The sequence below is a fragment of the Acinetobacter sp. YH12140 genome (assembly GCF_013418475.1).
GTDB classification, from domain to species: domain Bacteria; phylum Pseudomonadota; class Gammaproteobacteria; order Pseudomonadales; family Moraxellaceae; genus Acinetobacter; species Acinetobacter amyesii.
On sequence record NZ_VPBZ01000006.1, the window covers coordinates 80,909 to 104,824 of the forward strand.

The 23,916-nt window shown below is 40.0% G+C and carries 19 protein-coding genes; 12 read left to right on the forward strand and 7 right to left on the reverse strand.

From position 1 onward, the window contains the following. Positions 1-291 precede the first annotated feature (291 nt). The 7 genes from FTU75_RS09705 (at position 292) to FTU75_RS09735 (ending at position 9,949) form a co-directional block, all read left to right on the forward strand. On the forward strand, positions 292-588 hold the full coding sequence (locus tag FTU75_RS09705; RefSeq protein WP_373684107.1) for a DUF4124 domain-containing protein: 297 nt from the start codon (positions 292-294) through the stop codon (positions 586-588). A 127-nt stretch (positions 589-715) separates the two neighbouring features. Next, positions 716-3,340 (forward strand): leucine--tRNA ligase, encoded by a 2,625-nt coding sequence (leuS, locus tag FTU75_RS09710; protein ID WP_180115852.1) that lies wholly within the window; start codon positions 716-718, stop codon positions 3,338-3,340. Positions 3,341-3,537: 197 nt separating this feature from the next. Further along, the gene (lptE, locus tag FTU75_RS09715; RefSeq protein WP_078192675.1) at positions 3,538-4,071 is read left to right on the forward strand and encodes an LPS assembly lipoprotein LptE; all 534 of its coding nucleotides are present in this window, start codon (positions 3,538-3,540) and stop codon (positions 4,069-4,071) included. Positions 4,072-4,080: 9 nt separating this feature from the next. Continuing rightward, positions 4,081-5,064: a DNA polymerase III subunit delta gene (gene holA, locus FTU75_RS09720; protein WP_180021025.1), complete on the forward strand. Its 984-nt coding sequence runs from the start codon at positions 4,081-4,083 to the stop codon at positions 5,062-5,064. 136 nt (positions 5,065-5,200) lie between these two features. Then, positions 5,201-6,553: a MacA family efflux pump subunit gene (locus FTU75_RS09725; protein ID WP_180115853.1), complete on the forward strand. Its 1,353-nt coding sequence runs from the start codon at positions 5,201-5,203 to the stop codon at positions 6,551-6,553. Positions 6,554-6,555: 2 nt separating this feature from the next. After that, a complete protein-coding gene (locus tag FTU75_RS09730) occupies positions 6,556-8,535 on the forward strand; it encodes a MacB family efflux pump subunit (protein WP_180055667.1) in 1,980 nt (659 codons plus the stop codon). 10 nt (positions 8,536-8,545) lie between these two features. Continuing rightward, positions 8,546-9,949 (forward strand): efflux transporter outer membrane subunit, encoded by a 1,404-nt coding sequence (locus FTU75_RS09735; protein ID WP_180115854.1) that lies wholly within the window; start codon positions 8,546-8,548, stop codon positions 9,947-9,949. Between the two features lie 71 nt (positions 9,950-10,020). On the opposite strand, the gene FTU75_RS09740 is transcribed toward FTU75_RS09735, so the two are convergent. From FTU75_RS09740 to FTU75_RS09765, 6 genes are all read right to left on the reverse strand, one after another. Further along, positions 10,021-11,112: a DUF6708 domain-containing protein gene (locus FTU75_RS09740; RefSeq protein WP_180115855.1), complete on the reverse strand. Its 1,092-nt coding sequence runs from the start codon at positions 11,110-11,112 to the stop codon at positions 10,021-10,023. A gap of 1 nt (position 11,113) precedes the next feature. After that, positions 11,114-13,885 carry a T6SS effector BTH_I2691 family protein gene (locus tag FTU75_RS09745; protein WP_180115856.1) on the reverse strand — a complete coding sequence of 924 codons (2,772 nt, stop codon included), beginning with the start codon at positions 13,883-13,885 and terminating at the stop codon, positions 11,114-11,116. A gap of 3 nt (positions 13,886-13,888) precedes the next feature. Continuing rightward, positions 13,889-14,554 (reverse strand): hypothetical protein, encoded by a 666-nt coding sequence (locus tag FTU75_RS09750; RefSeq protein ID WP_180115857.1) that lies wholly within the window; start codon positions 14,552-14,554, stop codon positions 13,889-13,891. Further along, positions 14,551-17,178 carry a type VI secretion system Vgr family protein gene (locus FTU75_RS09755; protein ID WP_180115858.1) on the reverse strand — a complete coding sequence of 876 codons (2,628 nt, stop codon included), beginning with the start codon at positions 17,176-17,178 and terminating at the stop codon, positions 14,551-14,553. Before FTU75_RS09755 ends, FTU75_RS09750 begins: the two co-directional genes overlap by 4 nt. A gap of 236 nt (positions 17,179-17,414) precedes the next feature. Next, the gene (locus FTU75_RS09760) at positions 17,415-19,229 is read right to left on the reverse strand and encodes a tetratricopeptide repeat protein (RefSeq protein WP_180115859.1); all 1,815 of its coding nucleotides are present in this window, start codon (positions 19,227-19,229) and stop codon (positions 17,415-17,417) included. A gap of 115 nt (positions 19,230-19,344) precedes the next feature. Continuing rightward, entirely contained in the window at positions 19,345-20,115 is a 771-nt protein-coding gene (locus tag FTU75_RS09765) for a ThiF family adenylyltransferase (RefSeq protein WP_180004537.1), read from the reverse strand. Positions 20,116-20,314: 199 nt separating this feature from the next. On the opposite strand from FTU75_RS09765, the gene FTU75_RS09770 reads away from it, so the two are divergent. Beyond that, a complete protein-coding gene (locus FTU75_RS09770) occupies positions 20,315-20,755 on the forward strand; it encodes a GNAT family N-acetyltransferase (RefSeq protein ID WP_180115860.1) in 441 nt (146 codons plus the stop codon). A gap of 56 nt (positions 20,756-20,811) precedes the next feature. On the opposite strand, the gene orn is transcribed toward FTU75_RS09770, so the two are convergent. Continuing rightward, entirely contained in the window at positions 20,812-21,369 is a 558-nt protein-coding gene (gene orn / locus FTU75_RS09775) for an oligoribonuclease (protein WP_180115861.1), read from the reverse strand. Between the two features lie 125 nt (positions 21,370-21,494). Here orn and rsgA point away from each other — a divergent pair, with 125 nt between their 5' ends. The 4 genes from rsgA to secB all read left to right on the forward strand — a co-directional run bounded on the left by rsgA (position 21,495) and on the right by secB (position 23,825). Beyond that, on the forward strand, positions 21,495-22,553 hold the full coding sequence (gene rsgA / locus FTU75_RS09780; protein WP_180004539.1) for a ribosome small subunit-dependent GTPase A: 1,059 nt from the start codon (positions 21,495-21,497) through the stop codon (positions 22,551-22,553). 93 nt (positions 22,554-22,646) lie between these two features. Further along, positions 22,647-23,054: a rhodanese-like domain-containing protein gene (locus tag FTU75_RS09785; RefSeq protein WP_078189639.1), complete on the forward strand. Its 408-nt coding sequence runs from the start codon at positions 22,647-22,649 to the stop codon at positions 23,052-23,054. Between the two features lie 20 nt (positions 23,055-23,074). Beyond that, positions 23,075-23,329, forward strand: a complete 255-nt coding sequence (gene grxC / locus FTU75_RS09790; RefSeq protein ID WP_078189640.1) for a glutaredoxin 3 — start codon at positions 23,075-23,077, stop codon at positions 23,327-23,329. A gap of 40 nt (positions 23,330-23,369) precedes the next feature. Next, positions 23,370-23,825 (forward strand): protein-export chaperone SecB, encoded by a 456-nt coding sequence (secB, locus tag FTU75_RS09795; protein ID WP_078189641.1) that lies wholly within the window; start codon positions 23,370-23,372, stop codon positions 23,823-23,825. Positions 23,826-23,916: the final 91 nt, after the last annotated feature.

Below are 23,916 nucleotides of genomic sequence, written 5' to 3' on the forward strand. Positions count from 1 at the left end.
ATTAAATGAATGGATGTATGTTTTTAATTCAATTGCCTTACATTGAAGTTGCTGCATAGGTTAAATGATAAGAATCCAATATTTTTATTGCTTATAAATCCCCCAATTCATCATTCACAAAGTTATTCATCCCACGCGATGTCCCTTTTATCCTTTGTGCTAAAAAATGCATAGATTCTACTGTCAAAAAAGCGCAAAATTTTCAGCATAATTTTGCATGATCACTCTAACTATGGGACTGAATTTATGATGAAGACGACGATTGCTCGCACTGCCTGTATTTTATCTAGCATGGCATTTTGCCTGACCAGTTTGGACCTTTCAGCGAAAGAATATTACAAGTGGGTGGATGCAAAAGGTTCAACGCATTACACCACCACGCCACCGCCAAAAAATGCGCAGCGTAAAGGTAAAGTGAATACCTATGGTGCAACAACGACTACGCAATCTGCTCCAGCCAAAAATCAACAAGAGGTTTCACGTGAAGCCGAACAGTCGAATGAACAAAATGAGCAACTGGCGGAACAACAACGCGAAGCCAATGCAGCGCTCCGCCAAGGTCAAGCCGTAGCCTCCGCACCACAATAATTTACGCCAAAGCCTTCAATTTTGACTTAAATTATTTACATCTACACAGCATCGCAAAATTCACTCTAGGCGTATTTTGCGCTATGCTGTAGCACAAACTTTTTAACCGTTATTTCTATTTACGTTTATGACTACTACTCACATTGACCCTGAATATCAAGCCAGTGCGATTGAACCTACAGTCCAACAAGACTGGGAAAATCGCAAAGCCTTTAAAGTTGCCGACCAAGTAGAAGGACCACGTCGTTATATCCTCTCTATGTTCCCTTATCCAAGTGGCAAACTGCATATGGGTCATGTGCGTAACTACACCATTGGTGATGTGATCAGCCGTTTCCACCGTTTACAAGGTGAAACTGTGCTACAACCCATGGGTTGGGATGCTTTCGGTTTGCCTGCTGAAAACGCGGCGATTGCCCATCAAGTCGCTCCTGCAAAATGGACTTTTGAAAACATTGATTACATGCGTAATCAGCTTAAAAAGTTAGGTCTTTCTGTAGATTGGGATCGTGAATTCGCGACTTGCACACCGGAATACTACCGATGGGAACAATGGTTATTCGTTCAGCTTTATAAAAAAGGCTTAATTTACCGTAAGCTTTCTACAGTGAATTGGGATCCTGTAGACCAAACTGTTTTGGCGAATGAACAAGTTGAAAATGGTCGTGGCTGGCGTTCTGGTGCATTGGTCGAAAAACGTGATATTCCAATGTACTACTTCCGCATCACTGACTATGCGCAAGAATTACTTGACGATTTAGAAACATTAAAAGACGGCTGGCCACAGCAAGTTTTAACCATGCAACGTAACTGGATTGGTCGCTCACAGGGTATGGAAATTACCTTCCCTTCAGCGAATCCAGATATTTACGCAGATGGTTTAACTGTATTTACCACTCGTGCTGACACACTCATGGGTGTGACTTATGTTGCGGTTGCAGCAGAACATCCGATGGCACTTAAAGCTGCGGAAAGCAATCCTGAGCTTGCTGCATTTATCGAAGAATGCCGTATGGGTTCTGTTGCAGAAGCTGATCTTGCGACTGCTGAAAAGAAAGGCATGGCAACTGGTCTTTCTGTGAAGCACCCAGTTACAGGTGAAGAAGTTCCTGTTTGGATCGCAAACTACGTCTTGATGTCTTACGGTTCAGGTGCGGTGATGGCGGTTCCATCACACGATGAACGTGACTTCGAATTTGCGAATAAATATGGCTTAACCATCAAGCAAGTGATTGATGCCAAAGGTGCAGACGATGCAGACTTTGACGCAACAATTTGGCAAGAATGGTATGGCTCTAAAGACGGCAAACTGGTGAATTCAGGCGAATTTGACGGCTTAGACTTACAAGGCGCGTACGATGCATTCCTTGCAAAATTAGAACCTACTGGACTTGCCAACTCGAAAGTTCAATTCCGTTTACGTGACTGGGGTGTTTCTCGTCAGCGTTATTGGGGTTGTCCAATTCCAATGATCAACTGTGAAAAATGTGGTCAGGTTCCAGTACCTGAAGAACAACTTCCAGTTGTATTGCCAACGGACGTGGTGCCGGATGGTTCAGGCAATCCACTCAACAAAATGCCTGAATTCTACGAAACAACTTGCCCATGCTGTGGTGGCGATGCTCGTCGTGAAACAGATACTTTGGATACCTTTGTAGAATCATCTTGGTACTATGCACGCTATGCATCTCCAGATTTCACTGACGGTATGGTGAAACCTGAAGCGGGTCAAACTTGGTTACCTGTGAACCAATACATCGGTGGTGTTGAACACGCAATTCTTCATTTACTTTATGCACGCTTCTTCCACAAATTGATGCGTGATGAAGGTGTGGTACAAGGGAACGAGCCATTCACCAACTTGCTTACTCAAGGTATGGTTCTTGCGGATACTTACTACCGTGAATCTGAGTCAGGTAAGAAAACTTGGTTTAACCCTGCTGACATCGATTTAGAACGTGATGAAAAAGGCCGTATCATTTCTGCGAAATATCAAGGTGATGGTCAAGACGTCGTGGTTGGCGGTCAAGAAAAAATGTCGAAATCGAAAAATAACGGTATCGACCCGCAAGCGATTATTGACCAATACGGTGCAGATACTGCACGTGTATTCATGATGTTCGCTGCACCACCAGATCAATCACTAGAATGGTCTGACGCTGGTGTTGAAGGTGCAAACCGTTTCTTAAAACGTGTATGGCGCCTAGCAACAGGTTTCCTTGAACAAGGCAACTCTGCTGTAAACATCGACAAAGCGACACTTTCTACCGCTGCACAAGACTTACGTCGTAAAACACACGAAACCATTCAAAAAGTGGGTGATGACATTGCGCGTCGTCATGCCTTCAACACCGCAATTGCTGCGATGATGGAACTTTTGAATGCAAACAATAAGTTTGAAGCGAAAGATGACAACGACGTTGCCGTTGCACGTGAATCAATCATTACCCTTCTAACTTTACTGGCTCCGTTTGCACCACATTTAAGCCAAACCTTATTGGCTGAGTTTGGTATCGAATTAACATCAGCACGCTTCCCTGCTGTAGATGAATCTGCGCTGACTCGCAATACACAAACGATTGTAGTGCAAGTGAACGGTAAACTTCGTGGCAAATTAGAAGTGTCTGTCGATGCCTCTAAAGATGACATTTTGGCCCAAGCAAAAGCATTACCTGAAGTTCAACAATTCTTGACTGGTCCAACCAAGAAAGAAATTGTGGTGCCGAATAAATTAGTGAACTTGGTGGTTTAAATTCCTTATATTTCCTTCTCCCTTTGGGAGAAGGTTGGGATGAGGGTAATTAACCTCTCCCTAACCCTCTCCTATGAGGAGAGGGAACAAAAGGATTTCACAATTCCCAAACAAAGCCCGTTGCGAGTCAACGGGCTTTGACTTTACAATCCACACAGGATTTCAACATTATCCCTTCGGGAAACAGAGGACACTTTATGCACTTGGTTCAACGTGTTGCTGCAATTGTATTAACTATGGGCCTGAGCGCAGGCATGGTCGGTTGTGGTTTTCATTTAAAAGGCACCAACCCTGCTGCTGTACCTGTAGCCTATTCCAATATGCGATTGGCACTTCCTGAAGATACAGATGACTTACATGAAAAGTTAGCGATTTATTTAGGTTCTGCAGGCGTGCAATTGAGTAATAATCAAAATGCATATGTCTTACATGTGTTGGATTACACTCCGCGACGTTTAGAACTCAATGGTAAATTGGTTGAAACTTTACTGCGCTTGAATGTGACGTTCCAAATTGAAGATGCCCAAGGCAACCCTGTGACTGAACCCCGCACATTGATGGCAACACGTAGCTACCAATACGACGTAGCAACCGTGAACACCGATGACCAAGAAGAAAAATATTTAAAACAAGTGATTATTGATGACATTGCACAACAGATCGTGCGCCAAATTTCATCAAACCGTTTACCAAAAGCGAACCCACTAACTGCACCAACCAAAGCTGAGTAATTTTGATTTATGAAACTTGACTATCTTCAGGCATTAAAACGTGTAGATGAAGCGCAAGGTGCCTGGGTGCTGCATGGTCAAGAGCCTTTACTTGAACAAAATCTCCTGGATGCATTTCGTAAGAGTTGGAACACTCGAGAAGTCGAGCGTCAACGGTATGACATTAGCTCTGCTGCTGATTGGAAACATGTCTTTAATGCTTTAAATAGCTTGTCATTATTTTCCAGTCAACTGGCAATTGAGGCACATGGCAGCATTAAACCCGATGCCAATGGACTAAAATTGTTAAAAAGCTATTTGCAGCAAAATGAAAGTAACTTGCTGCTCGTGGTCATGCCGAAGCAAGACAGTGCGAGTTTAAAGACCAGTTTCTTCCAAACCATTGATGCCAATGGAGTCAATGTTGCACTGACTGCAAACTACCCTAAAGATCGTCAGCAAATTTTGGCCGTTGAAGCACAAAAGCTCGGCATTAAACTCGCCAATGATGCTTGGCAATGGCTAGAACAGCATCATGAGCACAACTTACTGGCTGCAAAAAATAGTTTAATGCGTGTCGCAGATACTTTTCCTGAAGCTGAAATGATTCAGATTGATCATCTGTACTCTTGCTTACAAGATCAGTCACGCTATACCACTTACGATTTAAATGATGCCATGCTGCAAGGCAATTTGGCACAGTCGATAAAAATCTTTCAATACTTAATCGCTTCAGGCGAGCCGATGTCGCTGATTTTATGGAGTATCAGTAAGGAAATGCGTTTGCTGATGCAACTGTTTGAGCAGCCACAAAATGCCTTGCAAATCGGTATTTGGAAAACCAAAGTCGGGCTGTATCAACAAGCGTTACGCCGTTTAAATGCGAACGATTTTTTGACTTGGCCTGCCCTATTACTTCGTTTAGACGCGTCAATAAAAGGTTTAGGTCATGAAAATCCTGAGCACTTGGTACAACAAGCTATTGCCAGCTTGTGTGGGCGCAGACTCTTCTAGTCTAATAAAAGGCTGTAATAACTTGCATTCCAGTATGAAAGAATAATTATCATTACTGTTTGTTCAAAAAGTTCACAATTTATCCGTATTTAAATCTTATAATTCAATCATCTTTATAAACTTTTAACTGCCAATCATGCCAAAAATAAAACCAGCAAAATTGATCGTAGCCATCATCGTTGCTTTGGCAATCGCTGTCACTGCATGGCATTTCCTAAAACCTAAAGAAACTCAGCCGCAATATATTACTGCTGAAGTGAGTCGTGGTGACATTGAAAACTCTGTACTTGCAACAGGTGTACTTGAAGCAACCAAAATGGTGAGTGTTGGTGCACAGGTTTCTGGTCAGGTGAAAAAGATGTATGTGCAACTCGGTGATGAAGTGAAACAAGGTCAGCTGATTGCCCGTATTGACTCGGTACGTCAGGAAAATGATTTAAAAACTGCAGAAGCCAGCATCAAAAACCAACAAGCGCAATTGGCAGTTAAACAAGCAAATCTTGCAAAAGTCCAAGCTGAATATAATCGTCAACAAGCAATGTACGCTCAAGACGCGACTAGTCGTGCAGAACTTGAATCTGCGCTAGCAAGTTATAAAACTGCGCAAGCTGATATTGCAGCCATTAATGCACAAATCGAACAATCACGTTTAACTTTAGCGACTGCAAAAGAAGACTTAGGCTATACACAAATTGTTGCACCTATGGATGGAACCATCGTGGCGATTGTGACTGAAGAAGGCCAAACCGTAAATGCCAACCAAAGTGCGCCAACCATTGTGAAATTGGCAAAACTCGACACCATGACCATTAAAGCTGAAATTTCTGAAGCCGATGTGATGAAAGTCCAAGAAGGTCAAAACGTTTATTTTACAACCTTGGGCGACAGTGAAACAAAACACTATGCTACCCTGCGCCAAGTTGAGCCTGCGCCAAACTCAATTAACACCGAAAGTAACAACAACACCTCTTCGTCTTCAAGTACTGCGGTTTACTACAACGCGTTATTTGATGTCCCAAATGAAGACGGTAAATTGCGTATCGATATGACTGCTCAGGTGTATATCATTTTAGATGAAGCCAAGAATGTCTTGACTGTACCTGCCGCAGCCGTTCAAACCTCGAACCGTCCACAACGTAGCCGTAATAATGCATCTGCAAATGGTCAATCTGCTGATAAAAATGCCAACGCAGAAGCTAGATCGAACAAAGACAATCCAAACCGTCCTAAACTTTTAGAACTGACTGAAGCTGAAAAAGCATTGGTCAAACAAGGTAAAGCCAGCGTTGCGATGGTTCGTGTACTACAAGCCGATGGTTCAGCTCAACCACAACAGGTATTACTCGGTTTAAATAACCGTGTGACCGCACAAGTGATCCGTGGCTTAAAACAAGGTGACAAAGTCGTGATTGCCGACGGTTCTGATACTTCAAATGATTCAGCGAAACGCAGCAACCGCGGTGGTGCTGGCGGCCCAATGAGAATGTAATCATGAGTCAACATCAAACACCTCTACTCGAGGTCAAGAATCTGACGCGTGAATTCCCTGCCGGTGAAAGCACAGTCCAAATTCTAAAAGGGGTTAATCTTGAGATTTACCCAGGTGAACTGGTAGCAATTGTAGGTCAGTCCGGTTCTGGTAAATCTACCCTCATGAACATTTTGGGGTGCCTTGATAAGCCAACCAATGGCAGTTACAAGGTCAAGGGGCGTGAAACCCGTGAACTTGAACCAGATGAACTGGCACAGTTACGCCGTGAATATTTTGGCTTTATTTTCCAGCGCTATCACTTACTCGGTGATTTGAATGCTGCTGGTAACGTCGAAGTTCCTGCAATCTATGCCGGTGCAGATGCAACCGAACGCAATGCACGTGCCAAGCAACTACTAACCGATCTTGGACTGGGTGAAAAAACCCAAAACCGTCCGAGCCAACTCTCGGGTGGTCAGCAACAACGTGTATCGATTGCGCGTGCCCTCATGAATGGTGGCGATGTTATTCTTGCCGATGAACCGACCGGTGCATTGGATAAGAATAGTGGTATTGAAGTAATGCGGATTTTGCGCGAACTCAATGCCAAAGGTCATACCATTATTTTGGTCACGCACGACCATAATGTTGCAAAAAATGCGACTAGAATTATTGAAATTTCAGATGGTAACATCATTTCAGATCAGCCCAATGTACCTGAAACAGATGATGAACCTTTAGAAAAACAACAACTCGTTCCAAACACACAGAAAAAAACCTCAAGCTGGCGCTCTGCCGTTGACCGTTTAGGTGAAGCCTTCCGTATGGCGATTTTAGCCATGAATGCTCACCGTATGCGAACATTTTTAACCATGCTCGGGATCATTATTGGTATTGCCTCTGTGGTTTCTGTTGTGGCTCTTGGGAATGGTTCGCAAAAGCAGATTTTAGAAAATATCAGTAGTTTAGGTACCAATACCATCACGGTGTATCAAGGTCGTGGATTTGGTGATAACTCAAGATCATCGCAAGTAAAAACATTGGTTCCAGCCGATGCGACGGCCCTTGCGGAACAACCTTATGTTGACGGTGTCAGTCCATCAGTCAACTCATCTGTCACAGCACGTTTTAAAGACACAGAAGCGTCAACCACAGTAAATGGCGTGAGTGAAGATTTCTTCTATGTCAAAGGAATGAACTTCGCTTCGGGTCAGCCTTTTGATAAAGAAAGCGTGACTGAGCAAGCGCAAGATGTGGTGATTGATAGTAATACTAAAAATACCTTCTTTGCAGATGGCACCAACCCTGTGGGTCAAGTGATTTTATTAGGCAGTGTGCCGAGCCGTATCATTGGCGTGATCGAAGAACAAAAAAGCATGATGGGCAACTCAGATAGCCTGAATGTGTATTTGCCGTATTCAACGGTTATGAGTCGTATGCTGGGGCAGTCGAACGTACGTAGCATCATTGTCCGCGTAAAAGATGAATACCCAAGTGCCGCTGCTGAAAACGCCATATTAAACTTGTTAGTGCAACGTCATGGCGCGCAAGATGTCTTTACACAAAACTCCGATAGTATCCGTGAAACCATTCAACAAACCACTGCAACAATGACCTTATTGGTGTCTGCGATTGCGGTGATTTCATTGATCGTCGGTGGTATTGGGGTCATGAACATTATGTTGGTTTCTGTGACTGAGCGTACTCAAGAAATTGGTGTACGTATGGCCGTGGGTGCCCGTCAAAGTGATATTTTACAGCAGTTCCTGATTGAGGCGGTGTTGGTGTGTATCTTAGGCGGTGTGCTTGGGGTTTTATTATCTTTAGGTATTGGACAATTGATTAGTCATTTTGCCGGTGGAACATTCCAAATGGCCTATTCAACGACGTCTATCGTTGCTGCTTTTGTCTGCTCTAGTATGATTGGTATTGTGTTTGGCTTTATTCCTGCACGTAATGCCGCACAGCTGAACCCTGTCGATGCGCTTTCTCGCGAATAAGGAAATAATGATGCAAATGACCTTAACTAAACTTGCAAGTGCCTTCATTCTCGGAAGTAGCTTAGTCGGCTGTGCCGCTGTGGTTAAGACGCCGTATGAAGCCCCTGCAACACAAATCCCGACGCAATTTCAAAATGCGAAAGCCATGAGTCAGCAAGTTCATGCAGATACTTATGCTGACCAATGGTGGACATTGTTTAATGATGCTGAATTGAACCAGTTGGTGAATCAAGTTTTAGCTGCCAATACAGACCTTGCTGTTGCAGGTATTAATTTACAGCAAGCTCGACTAAAAGCTGGTTTGGCTGAGAATCAGCAAGGGCCACGCGTGAGTTCAAGTGTTTCAACTGGGCATAACTTTAACCTTAACTCAGGTGATGACTCATCAAAAGGTGTATCACTCAGTGGTGGCGTCAGTTATGAAGTAGATTTATTTGGTCGTTTGGCTAGCCAGACTGAGGCCGCAAAATGGGAAGCTTTAGCAACTGAACAAGACCTGCAAGCCACTGCCCAAAGTTTGATTGCAACAACAGCAAACCTATATTGGCAACTTGGCTATTTAAATGAGCGCTACAGTATTGCGCAGCAAAATTTGGCCAGTACGCAAAAAACCTATGACTTGGTCAAGGTGCAATATAAAGCCGGTGCTGTGTCAGGTTTAGATCTAACGCAAGCCGAGCAATCGGTGCAAAGTCAAAAAGCGACCTTAAGCCAAATTGCCCAACAAAAAGTAGAAACTCGGACTGCATTGGCTGTGTTATTGCATCAACCTGTGCAACAACTGAATATTTCAGAGCCGCAGCGTTTACCTCGAATTGCATTACCGACGATTGCAGCAGGTTTACCTGCCGAGTTGTTGTCTCGCCGTCCAGATTTACAAGCGAGCGAATTAAGATTGCGTAAAGCTTTGGCAAATAAAGATGCAACGAAAGCGAGTTACTACCCTTCGATTAGTTTGACTGGCAGTTTAGGCTCGAGTAGTACCTCTTTGAGTAATTTATTGCAAAATCCTGCTTTGGCATTGGGTGCAAGTTTAAGTTTACCTTTCTTGCAATATAACGATATGAAAAAGGATTTGGCGATTAGTGACTTAGACTATGAAAAAGCCATTATTCAATATCGTCAGACCTTGTATCAGGCTTTTGCCGATGTGGAAAATGCACTATCCAATCGTACTGAGTTAAGCCAACAAGTTGCATTACAAGAACGTAATTTACAGCTTGCAGAAAAGACCGAGCGTTTGACTGAAGTGCGTTATCGTCATGGTGCGATTGCCTTAAAAAACTTGCTTGATGCACAGGAGACCACGCGTAATGCACGACTGTCTTTGGTTCAAACTAAGCAGAGTCAATACAATGCTTATGTAACTTTGATGCAGGCGTTGGGTGGTAGTCCGATTAAGCAATTACCTTAAGTTATAGATAAAAAGCCCTGAAGGGCTTTTTATTTCAATATTTATTTAAACTAATTATACTTTTCAAAATATTATCTATGCAAACCCCAATAAGCCACAGCATAAAAAAATAATCCCGCCAAACTCATCATCACAATACATCCCACACTTAGAAGTATAATTTCAACTAAGGTAAATTGTATTGGTGGCAGTTTACGTTTATTTTTCATCGAATCATAAGGGTCATTTTCAGCAACAGCACACTCTTGTTCTATATATTCAGGCCAAATAGGAACTTTTGAAAAGATTAAACCCAACCGTCTTAGAAAGAATAACGGGAAAGCGAATAGCATTTCGTAAAACAACACTACTAAATCCTTCTTATTATTACGCTGATTCGTCTCCCATTCCTCATGGTTAAAAGCCAAATATAAACGTTCTAATGTTTCTTTTGCTGTTTCCTTTCTATTATAAATATCGAAGTATTCTGAAATCTCATGATCTACAGTCTTTAAGTCATCTGTATCCATATAGATTTTTAAAAATGCTAACTTATTCTCAGCGATATCATTAATATAAGATCTATATCGAAATAAAATAATTTCTTCTTGAACTATACCCTTTTCATCGACAACACTTGCTCGAATTTCCCTTTCAAAGCCTGTATGGAACCCCATTTCTGAAAATCTTAAAGCATCCCAATCGAGCTCAATAATTTTTCCCCTATAAGGAGAAAAAGCATAAACTTTTCGATTTTTTCTATTCAAGCGGATAGGATAATATGTTTTTCCAAATAAATCGGTTTTACCACCCATCGTATAAAAATTATAAATTAAATAAGAAAAAAAAATAGATAAAAGACAAAATGCTATTGCTATTGCATATTCTTTATCTATTATTGTTAAAAACAAAGTATAAAGAGTACCTACAAAACCAAATAAAAGTACAAAAAATGCAGGTAAAAATAATGCCGTTGGCATACCTCGAATATCATCCCAACTATCAAGCAATTCAAGATAAGTTGAATTTATACGTATGATATTACGATGAGCAAAAGGTTGAATATTTTCCGAATTCTCTAATTTAAATTCTCTTATTCTCGTTTGAAAATTCTTATTTCGCACATTAATTTCAAAAGGTTTACCTATAGTATTTAAAGCACATTGATAATCATTTTTTAGCATTTTAACTACCTACTGAGTTTTTAAAGGCTTGCTCATCACCACCTAGCGACCAACCTGCACTTTCAACTCCCCACAATGATTTTGCAATGTACTCTTTCATCACATTATTTTTTTGAAACTCAATCCATTGTGAAATACCATATAAAATCGGTAAAGTAATTAACCCCCACCATCCCCCAGTTAAACCTAACCGCAAATAGTTTGCTCCACGAACAAATAAGCTTGTACTCCAAAAAATCATACTAGCATTACCCAAATAACTAAAAGCTAACACATAATTATTATGTTTGCTTGCATTGATCCCTTTATAAACTTCAATCCCACTTAGAATTAATGCTGCTCCATAAAGACCGTATCTCATGATACGCTGTTGTACTTCAAGCAGTCTTTTTGATCTCGCATCACTACCTATAAGTTTTATTTTTGCATCTAATTTACGACTAAACACATCTGCAATGTTACCTACAGTAGCACTTAATGCAGCAGCTAATTCAAATTGTGTTTGTGCACTTCCTGTTGTTTTTTCTATTGCTCCAAGAAGGGTTACAAATTGTAAATTAAAAGCAAATACACCAAAACCAAAACCTGTACCCGTTCTTGCATAAACTGCCTTTTTAGTAGCTTCTCCCTTATTAATATCATCTTGCGCTTTTATAATTTCTCCTTGAGTATTTCGAACCACATCATCACCTGTGATTAAACTCCCTGATCGATCTTTAAATAATACCACTTTTATTCTAACATTTTTTTCTCCATATTTATAAAAATCTGTATTTGAAATAAAAATACCCTGAATCAAGTTTTGTATATTCGCTATATATGACAAATTTAATGCTTTCTTAGCATTTCTTTTACTTTGATTATTTTTAGAGACTAAATCAGAATAATCAATATTAAAATCTTTGATAATTTTCTGTGTTACTTGTTTGAGCGTACCTTCATACTCACTACCTATGAGCAACTTATCTGAGAATGTTTCAAGTGATTTCATTGCAACTGTTTTATTAAATGTTCTTTTTGCCTGCCCATTAATTACTCTTGATGCACACCCTCCAATTTGCTCACTTAGTAAATTATTTAGGCTATTTAATCTTTCTGACAAATGATTAAGTTGAGTATTAGCACCATTTAATATTTTCAAACCAGATTCATCAATCAATTGAGATGTCGCAAATGCCACACCTGTCATTTGATAAGTATTTAATGTCCCTGAAGCCGCTATAACCTTTGATTGAATATTCTTAGAATCATAGGTCATTAGACGAAATAGATAGTTTTTTCCATTACTGAAATCACTTTCATCTAGCAATTTAGAATAATACTCTGAAACAATTTTAAAAGTATCAGACTCACCTATTATTCGAGAACAAATTTCTAAAAAATTAGTCGCAGAAAATTTAGTTTCATGATCAAAACTGTATTCCATATATTTAAATAAAATATCGGACTTTAAAAAACTTAAATATTTCTCAATTAATGGCAATAAATTATTATTAACATAATTTTCATTTTGCATATTTAATAATTCAAGCCACTGAATCATTTCCTCTTCTTTATAATAACTAGAAAATGATTTACTAAAAAAACCATTCTTGTACCAAGCATCTTCAAATTCTTTCTTGACATTTTTATTAAGATTTTCGATTTCTTTTAACGTATAATCATAGTATCTATTTTCATATTGAATCGTAATTTGTCTATTAACTTCATAACCTTCTTGCTCAAGAGACGAAAGTCTACCCATTTCCTCAGAAATTACTTTTCTGTCATACTGAGTTTTTATATCACTTAGTTCCTCAGTAAATATTTTTCCCTGTACATTAGCTTTCAAGGTTAAAATATTCGTCATAGCTTGAAACTTTTTTTTATCTAGATCTGAAGTAAATAAATTTTTCTTATATTCAATTATATTTAACAGATCCTCAATCATTCCGATTGGATCATTCAAAACAATTAGTCGATCTTCTTTAATTATGTCATACAACTCCTCTGTTCCTTCAATTGGAATGGGATTATCATCTTTATCAAATATTACTTTCCCTTCCTCATCCCTTTGATATGCTTGTAGATATATAGGATTATTTGCATAATGTGGATGCGAATATTTAATTTTAGAAAATTTATTAACAAAATCTTTCTCCCACGCAACTAATTTGGAAGAGTCTTTTAAATTCTCTACATTCTCTAATATATCCCACTCTTTTATATTCAAAAAATTATTTGAACCCTTTTTTATATCTATTAATGGCATTATAATATCACGATTATTTTTTTCTTTTTTTATATTTTCAAGTGTTTTAGGTGAAAGTTGATGCCTAGCAAACATCATATTAATTTTACTATTTTCTTCTATATTAACAAAAAGATCCAACCCTAATGCATTAGTAATATTTATTTCCTTAGTAGTTTTTTCACTTTGAAAACATTGATATGTAGATGGTTTAAATTCATTTATTTCATCTTTATCGACAGCTGTAATAAAACCTGTTTCATTAACTTGATATACATGAAAATCAACATCATTATAATGATCAAACTTCCATGAATCTGAATAGGCGTAAACATATCCTTCACTTAAACGCCTCAAAATATAAGTAAGTCCATTTGGTAACTGAGGTAAAGACTTTATAAGATAATCTGGTGGTCCAAAAGGATTGTCAACAGTTTGATCATCTATAGCTATTGCTATACGTACAGGGACAAACATACTTGTTCTTTGACATGTAGCACAATTAGGATTATCTTTTAAATCTTTACTATAAATATTATCCATTAACTAATCCTTCACCACTAATCGTTTATAGTTTTCTTTGAGAAATATTTCTATTTCTTGTGTACTTTCAAAATCATGCTTTTTAAATTTTTGATTAATTTTATCAATTTGGTGTATTGAAAAATTAATTTTCTCATCATTTTTAGATTCTTGGCTTATGAATCCAAAATAACAACCAAAAGTACAAATACACCACTCATCAAATATACTATTAAACTTTCTCAACCAAATTCTCATTTCTAAATTTAAATTGGAATATTGATTTATATTTAATAAATGTATATTTACTCTAGGATCATAAAATCTTATTATATTTTCCGAGTTATACATCAATAGACTTGTAATAATTTTCGAAAAATCATCAAATTCTAACTTTGATTTTACTAGATTACTTACCAACCCCATGTTTTGAAACAAACTCAAGCCAGTAGAAAACTCTTTCAAAAAAATATTATTATAAAAGTCTTCTAATGCATCAGCATTCATTGACTTAAGATCAACTAAAATTGGAGCTTTTTCTCTTTTTTTAAATAAGTTTATTGCGATAATTTTGTAATTAACTTTATTTTCTTGATAAACACTTAAAAGATTCCTAAAATGAATTTGCTCATATAAAATATAGTTATATCTTTTAAAACTTTCAAAATCTAATCTTTTAAAATTATTCATACTATTTTAATACCTGAATTTCCTGAGTTAGATGCATTCTCCATTTTATATTCACACTCTTCTAACAAAGGTAAATCTAATATTGTTTCATCTGCATTATGTCCTTTAATAAACTTATGCTGCCCCGCTTTCGCCTCAAATTTTCCACCTGTAGTTGGAAACACGCCTGAAGCATTTATTTTGATCTGTGAACCACCCGCCGTTAAATTAATCTCTTTAGGGCTGGTGATATATACCGTATCTTCGGTTGAAATAATCTGAATGCCTTTACGTGCAATGAGGTCTGCCCCATCACCTTGCGCCTGAATCTCAACCTTTCCCTTCCCTGCAAATGCTCTCAATCCTTCTTGTGCTGCAAATAAACTGATTTTTTTACCGGCATGGCCAATTAAGGATTTTTGCGTGGAAATGTTCATACTCTCGCCTGCAGTTTGGCTGATCCGGCCATTTGCAGATACATGGATATCTTCATTACTGCTTAAAGCAATCGAATTGGGTGAAGCCAACACCATGACAGCAGACTTAAATTCTGCTGCCTTTTTCTCATCTTTTTGACTTAAAACTTCGATAAATGCTTGAAGCCCTTCCAAAACGTCCAGTGGGTCTGTCTGCTGATTCTTAGCAACTTCACTTAAAGCCTTAGAGTTCTTTAAGGAACTTTCAATTTGGCTCTTGGCTTCATTTGCATCTAAATGCTCACCTTTGGCCCCATCTTGTTTATAAGTCGAAACCAATAAACCTTGTCCTGCTCGTACTGCACCCCATTGGTCGGTTCTAAGTTCGAAGCCTTCGCCTCGATCTTCACTTTCTGCTTTATCTTTTGGATGACTGAGCTTACCGAGGTTCAGTTGGCTCGCACCATGACTACTTTGCAGCTGGGTACTAATTTGCCCCGTGGTGTCATCAAAGCGTAATTGACCAAAACCCTCTCCCGCCACTTCTTTGGAACGAATTCCCGCAAGTTTTTTGGTATCGGGTAATTGTCCTTTATTGTCAAATTTAGTGGGACTACGCTGCGCTTCATGAATACGACCCACGACAAAAGGTCGGTCAATGTTGCCATCAAAGAAATCAACGACGACTATTTCACCAATGCGAGGTAAGAAGCGCGCTCCATAACCTTCACCGGCCCAAGGCGTCAGTACATCAACCCAAGCCGAGTCTGTGTCATTATTATTCGCACCTGCACCGCCATCATGGCCATGATCATCGGAACGGGTAAACAGAAAACGAACTTTTATCCGCCCCCATTCATCAACATGGATTTCTTCACCGGCAGGCCCCACAACTTTGGCACGTTGGGGATGTGTTACTGGTCGATGTGTAAGTGGATTAAATTCAGGGACGGTCGTTATATTTCGACGTTGTAAAGCCAAGGTATTGGCTTGGCGTTCATCCGCATCGCTTTGTTTGACTTGCCACTGACTTTGATGGATCAGTTGTGTAACTTGATCGGTTAAGTCTTTGGGTAAATTATTTTGATTATAAAAAGACTTAGATAAAATCAAAAACTCTTGATCTGCACCACGATGCTGGTCAATCTCTGGATGCTCATCCAATTTGAACCAATAACCAACTTGCGTATCACGTACGGTACTTTTGGCAATAAATTGTTTGGCTTGAGCCGCATAATAATCACTAAAATTTTGATTGAGACGTTCAACTTGAGCACTATTAGAAGCAGTTGCAGCATCTTCACCATTCAGATCTTGCATCCATGCAGGGCTCACATGCCATGCTTGCTCTAAGCTTAGGCTCGCATTATCTTGATTTTGACTATGTAGGTGCTTGCTTTGTACTGCACCACCCCCCTCGTCCTGTTCAAGCACATCTGCCTGCCACCGCTGCACATGTACCGACGTCGGCTGCAGACTGCGCTGACCGATAAAACTGGTCATGCTGTCTTGCTTTTCTGTAGCGCTGCTGCGATGAAAACGGATATTGCGACGATCTAGAGGCTGATATTGACTATTTTCATCAATTAAACGCAGCTTTTGGGCTTGGAGTGGCGCTGAAGAGGAAGAGACAAAATGCTGCGCTTCATCAATTAACCAATGAATGCCTTCACTGCGTAGTAAGCGAGTAATAAAATCATAGTCGGTTTCATTACTTTGCATCATGAATGGTCGAACGTCATACTCTTTTTTTAAGCCACTTAAGTCCAAACTTAAGCTCGCTGCAAAAAGTGGGCTCTTTTTTTGCCATTCCTTAAAAATAATCTCGACCACATCTTTGACCGATTTATTCATAAACACGCGGCTATTACGACGCTTATGCCACAATGCCGTTGCATCTTCTAAGGTCAACTTATATAGCGTTAATGCGCCATCACTTTGGCCTTGAAATGCTTCAGTAATGATCCCGGTAATACGAAAAAGTTGCCCCGCATCGGTCACCTGATCGATTGCGACTTGCGTACCAATAAATTGTTTCAGTTCTAAGGTGGCAGAAGTCGATAGACAAATCAGTTGAACATTTAAACCCGTACTAAGCGCATGTTCCCCATCAATGCGTTGCAAGAATACTTGTTTATTCAGCGTGGTATTGGAAAATTGAATGTGCAAAGCACGTTTTTGTGGACTAATGCCCAATTTTTCAATTGCAGAATATATATTGTTCAACATCGTTATTATCTAAAATCAGATTTTTATAAAATATGCGGGGTATTTAATCAAAAAAACTCATATTTTTCTAGGCATAAACTGCCTGCTTTGTTGGGTTTTATGTAAGTAAAAATTCAAATTTCCACATCAATTCTTTATGTTATTTTTACTCTATTTATTTCTGCATTAAAAAAATATAGAGACCATCAAACTAAACTTCAGGTCTCTTCATACCACCTTACTGCCTTGCATCACGATTAATTGGCATTTAAAAATGCGTGAATATTCTCCAATTGTTCTTGTGCTTCGACATAGCCTTGCAAGGCCGCTTTTTCCAAATATTGCTGTGCAATTTTAAGATCACGCTCTACGCCCATGCCATGAATATATAAATAGCCCAATCGCGTTAACGCCGCAGCATTCATCCCCTGAGCCGCTTGTGCATAATAACTATGTGCCTGAGTTAAATCTTGCTGTACACCTAAACCATGTTCTGACATTTCACCAAGTTGGTACAAGGCAGTCACATTTCCTAATCCCGCCGCTTGCGAGAAATACTGCAACGCTTGTTGGAAATCTTGTGTTCCCCATTGTCCTTTTAAATTAACTAGACCTAGTTGCGTAAGTGCATCAGGATGGCCTAATTTCGCCGCCTTCAACAATGCTCGCTGGGTTTGAGCTTCATCAAACTGTAGATCAGGCAAGATATTGTCCACGGCTAAACGGTAGAGATACCAAGCAGCATCCTGCGAACCTTGTTCTGCGGCTTTTTCCAGATAACTCAGACACTGATCACGATGTGCTAAAGGGTATTCTGGCAATGCATAAAAACGTCCAATCACATAGTTTTGATCAGCGACACAAGTAATGGACATATCATTTAAGTGTCTTGCCGCTTCAACTAAAAGTTGCTGCGCTTGCTTGATATTTCGCTCAACACCGACACCGTGTAGATAGCATAGGGCCAAACCAACTTGGTTAATGAATAATGGTTTGAATTGATACGCTGTTTGATATAACTCAAATGCTTTTTGCGGATCATCACGAACCAAATACTTTTCAAAATACAGCGCTGCAATAAGACTAATTGCATCAGCATCTTTAAGTTGAGCAGCTTCGGTCAGAAAGCGAAAACCTAAAGTTTCCTGCTTCTCCAAGTACCAACCATGAAAATGTGCAATGCCTAATAATCGGCTGGCTGCTGCAACTTTGTGCTCTTTGGCCTGCTGCAAAAGATCATGATAAACCCGCTGACGCTGATCGACGTCGATTTTACCCATCAATACTGCTTGATAATATTCATACAACTGCTGCTGGTGCCCGAGTAGCAATCCTCGCTTTAAATATTGCAATGACTTTTCATCATTTTGCGCAAGATACTTTCCTTGTGCATAGAATTGCTGCAATTGCTGAATAGCCGCCATATGGTCTTGTTGAGCAGCTTTCAGTAAATATTCCAATCCTAGAGCAATATTTGGCGTGGCTTGGTTTAAATAGAACTGTGCCAATTGATACTGTGAATTGGCATGTCCATTGTCCGCATTTTTTTGCAACAAATCTAAATGTTGCCGCTCGGCATGTGTTTGATCTTCTGGGTTTAATTCGGCGAGTCGATATTGTGCATCCAAATGACCGCGTGAAATCGCATGTCGATACCAATATTGTGCTTTCTCAATATTGGGCACTCCGCCATAGGCGCCTTCTTCAACTTGCCCCAACACATATGCAGCATCATCACTGCCTAAACTATTGGCTTTTTCCAATAGAGCCAGCGCATTTTCCACACTGACTTCTCGGCCTAAGCCTTGTAAATGCATCTGCCCCATAGCGACATAGGCCTGCGGAATTTCATGCTGTTTGGCCAAATTTTGATACAACTCATAGGCACGCGCATAGTCGGTTGGAGCATCAAGCATTAAACGTTCTGCGAATTTCAGCTGCGCATCTAATTGGTCTATCCACAAGTCATGCCCAACCGCTTTAGCCTGATCGCGTTTCACTGGATCGGGTCTTTTCCACATCCAAAACGCAAGTGCTCCCATCCCCAAAATTAGTATCAGTAAAAACCACATACTCGCCCCAAAAAAATCAATATTTTAATTATTCCAACATTGTGTCTGATTTTAATTCTATATACAAAAAAAGCACCGAATTCGGTGCTTTATTTTTTTCAAAATGAGATAACTGTCATGCTTTTGCTCGTTTTGCATCAAGTTTTTTGAGCACCTCTGACACAGCCACCATCGCAAAGCTGGACGTCACCACTACTGCTGAACCATATCCACCACAACGTAAGCCCGCACTTGGACAAACATCAGCACTGGAAAATGGATTATCAATCGAATAAACACAGGTAATCCCAAACTTTTCTTTCGGCTTTTTACAAATGCCTTTGCCGCGTAATTGTGTGCGCAATTTGGCTAACATCGGGTCTTGCTCTGTTCTTGATAAATCTGCGACTCGGATTTTCAGCGGATCAAGTTTACCCCCTGCTCCACCGGAAACGATCAACGGAATTTTATTAAAACGGCAATGTAGCATTAAGGCAAATTTGGCCTTCACATCATCAATACAATCTAAAATCAGGTCAGGAGCACCTGCCAAAATTTCTTTGACATTTTCAGGTGTGAGATAATCATCAATCAAATTTATTTTGATTCGGGGATTGATCGCACGGCAGCGCTCTGCCATCACTTCAATTTTTTCATGTCCCAGTGTCGTGCTCATGGCAGGCAATTGTCGATTAATATTCGATGCAGCAACTACATCCATATCGACCAAGGTTAGTTCACCAATACCTGTACGCGCTAAAGCTTCGACCGCCCATGAGCCTACTCCACCGATCCCAATCACCATGACATGACTTTTTTCATAATGATGAAAACTTTCATCACTATATATTTTGGCTACGCCAGCAAAACGGCGGTCATATTCATCATCTTGGAGCAGTTCAGTCATAGGTTTGGAGGCTGTGTTAAATGAGCCGCCATTTTAGCAAATTCGCTACTTATTTTCTTTGATAAAACGCAATTCAGCAGTCAGCGCAACAGAGCGGCATTCGCATCAGGTCTAAATCCATCAAAATAAACATTTACAGCGAACGGAGGTCTGCTTTAAAAAGTATAACCATAGATCTAAAACTCAAGTGTGTATTGCCATGGACATCCATCCTCTGCCAAATAATTTAAAAATTACCGATGACAAAAATGAAATGGATTTAGATACCGTGCATCGCTTTTTAAGCCATACCTATTGGTCAAAAGATATTCCAAAACATGTGGTGAAAAAAGCGATTGAAAACTCTTTGGCCGTGGCCTTACTTCTCGATGAAGAACTCATCGGTTTTGGTCGTGCCATTACGGATTATGCAACTTTTGCTTATTTAGCCGATATTTATGTCGCCGATGCGCATCGAGGCAAAGGCTATTCAAAATTAATTGTGAGTACTTTATTTGAAAAATGTGGCGCCGTAGATCTAAGACGCATGTTGCTTGCGACGGCGGATGCACATGGTTTATATCGTCAATTTGGCTTTACCGATTTGGCTCAACCTGCAAGTTTTCTCGAGATTCATCAAGCCAACATCTATCAACGATAGAGAAAATTTCTCGGATAAAAAAAAGAGGCTTTCGCCTCTTTTTCGATCTTACAACCTTAGTCTTTATTCATAATAAAGAAATATTCACGGTAGTATTTAAGCTCTGCAATCGAGTCACGGATATCATCCATTGCTAAATGCGAGGCATTTTTCTTCAAGCCCCCCATGATCTCTGGGCGCCAGCGTTTCGCCAATTCTTTCACTGATGAAACATCGAGATTACGGTAGTGGAAGTATTGTTCCATTTCAGGCATCAAACGATGCAAGAAACGACGATCTTGGCAAATTGAGTTACCACACATTGGTGATGATTTTGGATTTACCCATTTTTTCAAAAATTCTAAAGTTTGCTGTTCAGCATCATGTGCTGTTAATTTACTACGACGTACACGTTCGATTAGGCCTGATTGACCATGTTGGCGAGTATTCCATTCATCCATCGCATTGAGCACACGGTCAGACTGATGTACCGCAAGCACAGGCCCTTCCGCCAGAATATTTAAATTATCATCCGTCACAATTGTTGCAACTTCAATAATCTGGTCGTTATCTGTATCTAGACCTGTCATTTCAAGGTCAATCCAAATCAGGCGTGTATCAGGTGTGCTGCTCATAAATGTGCAATCTTATTAGGCTGTAAAAATGAACATAGTAGCAAATTTATTGGGCTTGCGCTGTAAATAGACCCTGCTTTCATGCTATTTTTGCCATCTAGTTTTCATGGTTTTTTAGGATATGAATGGCTTTAATTCGTAAGCGCCGACTGACTGAACAGCAGCAACGTCGCATTCAGAAGCAACATAAATCTCGTCAGGAAGAAATCGATACTTCTGCAGATTTGGAAGGCTTGGTCGTCCAACATTATGGTCGTCAACTTGAAGTTCAAGCGCTGTCTACACCCGACCAACATCCTGAAAAACCAATTGTGCAAGCAGGTGAACCTGAACCACATTGGAAACCCATCGAATTAGGCAGTGTTTGGCGCTGCCATACCCGTACCAATCTCGAATTATTGGTGACGGGTGACCGTGTCAAATGGCAAGCTGACCCGATCACGGGTTTAGGGATTATTACCGCGATTCATCCACGCCAATCTTTACTGACACGCCCTGACCGTTATCACAAAGTGAAACCTGTCGCAGCCAATGTCAGCCTGATTGTGATTGTATTTGCACCGCTTCCTGAGCCAGCACCAGGCCTGATTGACCGCTATTTGGTGGCCTGCGCAGATGCCGATATTCCAGCATTATTGGTCTTAAATAAATCCGATTTGCTTAAAGACAATGATCCGATCTTAACGCTATTACAAGAATATCGTGACTTGGGCTATGAGGTTATGCAAACCCAATCCGATGGTGACTTAAGCGCACTTTCTGCTCGACTTTCAGGTGAAACTGTCGCATTTGTAGGTCAGTCTGGGGTTGGTAAAAGTACTTTAATTAATGCCATTGTTCCGGATGCTGCGCAAAAAACCAATATTATTTCGGAAAACTCCGCGCTTGGTCAGCACACCACCACCTCTACGCGCTTAATTGCGTTTGGTGAAGGTTCTGCATTGATTGATTCCCCGGGAATTCGTGAATTTGGTTTATGGCACTTAGAACTGGAAAAAGTTCAGCAAGGTTTCCCTGAGATCGAGTCACATTTGGGCTATTGCCAGTTTCGTAACTGTACGCATAAACATGAAAAGCAATGTGCGCTTAGAATGGCAGCTCAAAATGGCGAAATTTTGCCGCGCCGATTAGACAGTTATTTACGTCTGATCGACGAAATCACGGAAGCGCAGCAAAAAAATTAATTTTTATTCTGTTCATGCCCTTGAAGGGGTGATTTTGATCACCATATTTATGGGCTATACTCTTGGCAATTTAAAATTGTAGTTAGGTGAATTGTGGAACGTTGGTTCGAATTTATGGGGAATCACCCCTTCTTATTTGGAACGCTGGCTGTATTGGTCGTGCTGTTCTTTATTCTTGAAGGCCAGCGTAATGGTCGCAAAATTTCACCTCAATCTTTAGGGATTTTAGTTAAAGCTAAAAATGCTCAATTGATTGACTTACGTGATGCGAAAGACTTCCGCGAAGGTCATATTAGCGGTAGCCGTAATATTCCATATAGCCAAATTACAAAACACATTGAAGAGTTAAAAACTTCTGATCGCCCGTTGGTTTTTGTATGTAACCTTGGTCAAGTGGCAGGTTCTGCATTGCAACAAGTCGGTCATGCAGATGCATACCGTTTAGACGGCGGCATTAGCAACTGGAAAGCTCAAGGCTTACCTCTAGTTAAAAGCAAATAAGCGCTTCTTAGGAGATTAACATGGCTGAAGTTACGATTTATTCAACAACTGTATGTCCTTACTGCATTCGTGCAAAACAGCTCCTAGAGCGTAAAGGCGTGGCTTATAAAGAAATTAATTTATCAAATGAAGCGCCTGAAGTACGTGTTGAATTGATGCAACGCACCAACCACCGTACCGTTCCTCAAATTTTTATTAATGATCAGTTTATTGGCGGTTTTGACCAACTTTATGCTTTAGAGCGTGAAGGCAAACTCGACGGCATGCTATCTTAATTTTAAACATAAATCGTCACCTCATATTAAGGAATAAACAATGAGTGAAGAACAACAAGCTCAACCACAATTGGCATTAGAGCGTATTTATACTAAAGATATTTCTTTCGAAGTACCTGGGGCTCAAGTATTTACTAAAGAATGGCAGCCTGAACTAAATATCAACCTTTCTTCTTCTGCAGAAAAAGTTGATCCAACACACTTCGAAGTTTCACTGAAAGTTGTCGTTCAAGCGAACAATGCGGGTGACACTGCATTTATCGTTGACGTTACTCAAGCAGGTATCTTCCTAATCGATAGCGTTGAAGAAGAACGTCTTCCTTACATTCTTGGTGCTTACTGCCCAAATATCTTGTTCCCATTCCTACGTGAAGCTGTGAACGATATGGTTACTAAAGGCAGCTTCCCACAATTATTGCTTACACCAATTAACTTCGATGCTGAATTCGAAGCGAATTTGCAACGTGCGCAAACTGCTGCTGAAGGCCAAGCTTAATCGCTTATCTTCAAATCTAAAAAAGACCGCTTTTGCGGTCTTTTTTATGCTTTATTTATTCCCTCTCCTTCCAGGAGATGAGAAACACTGT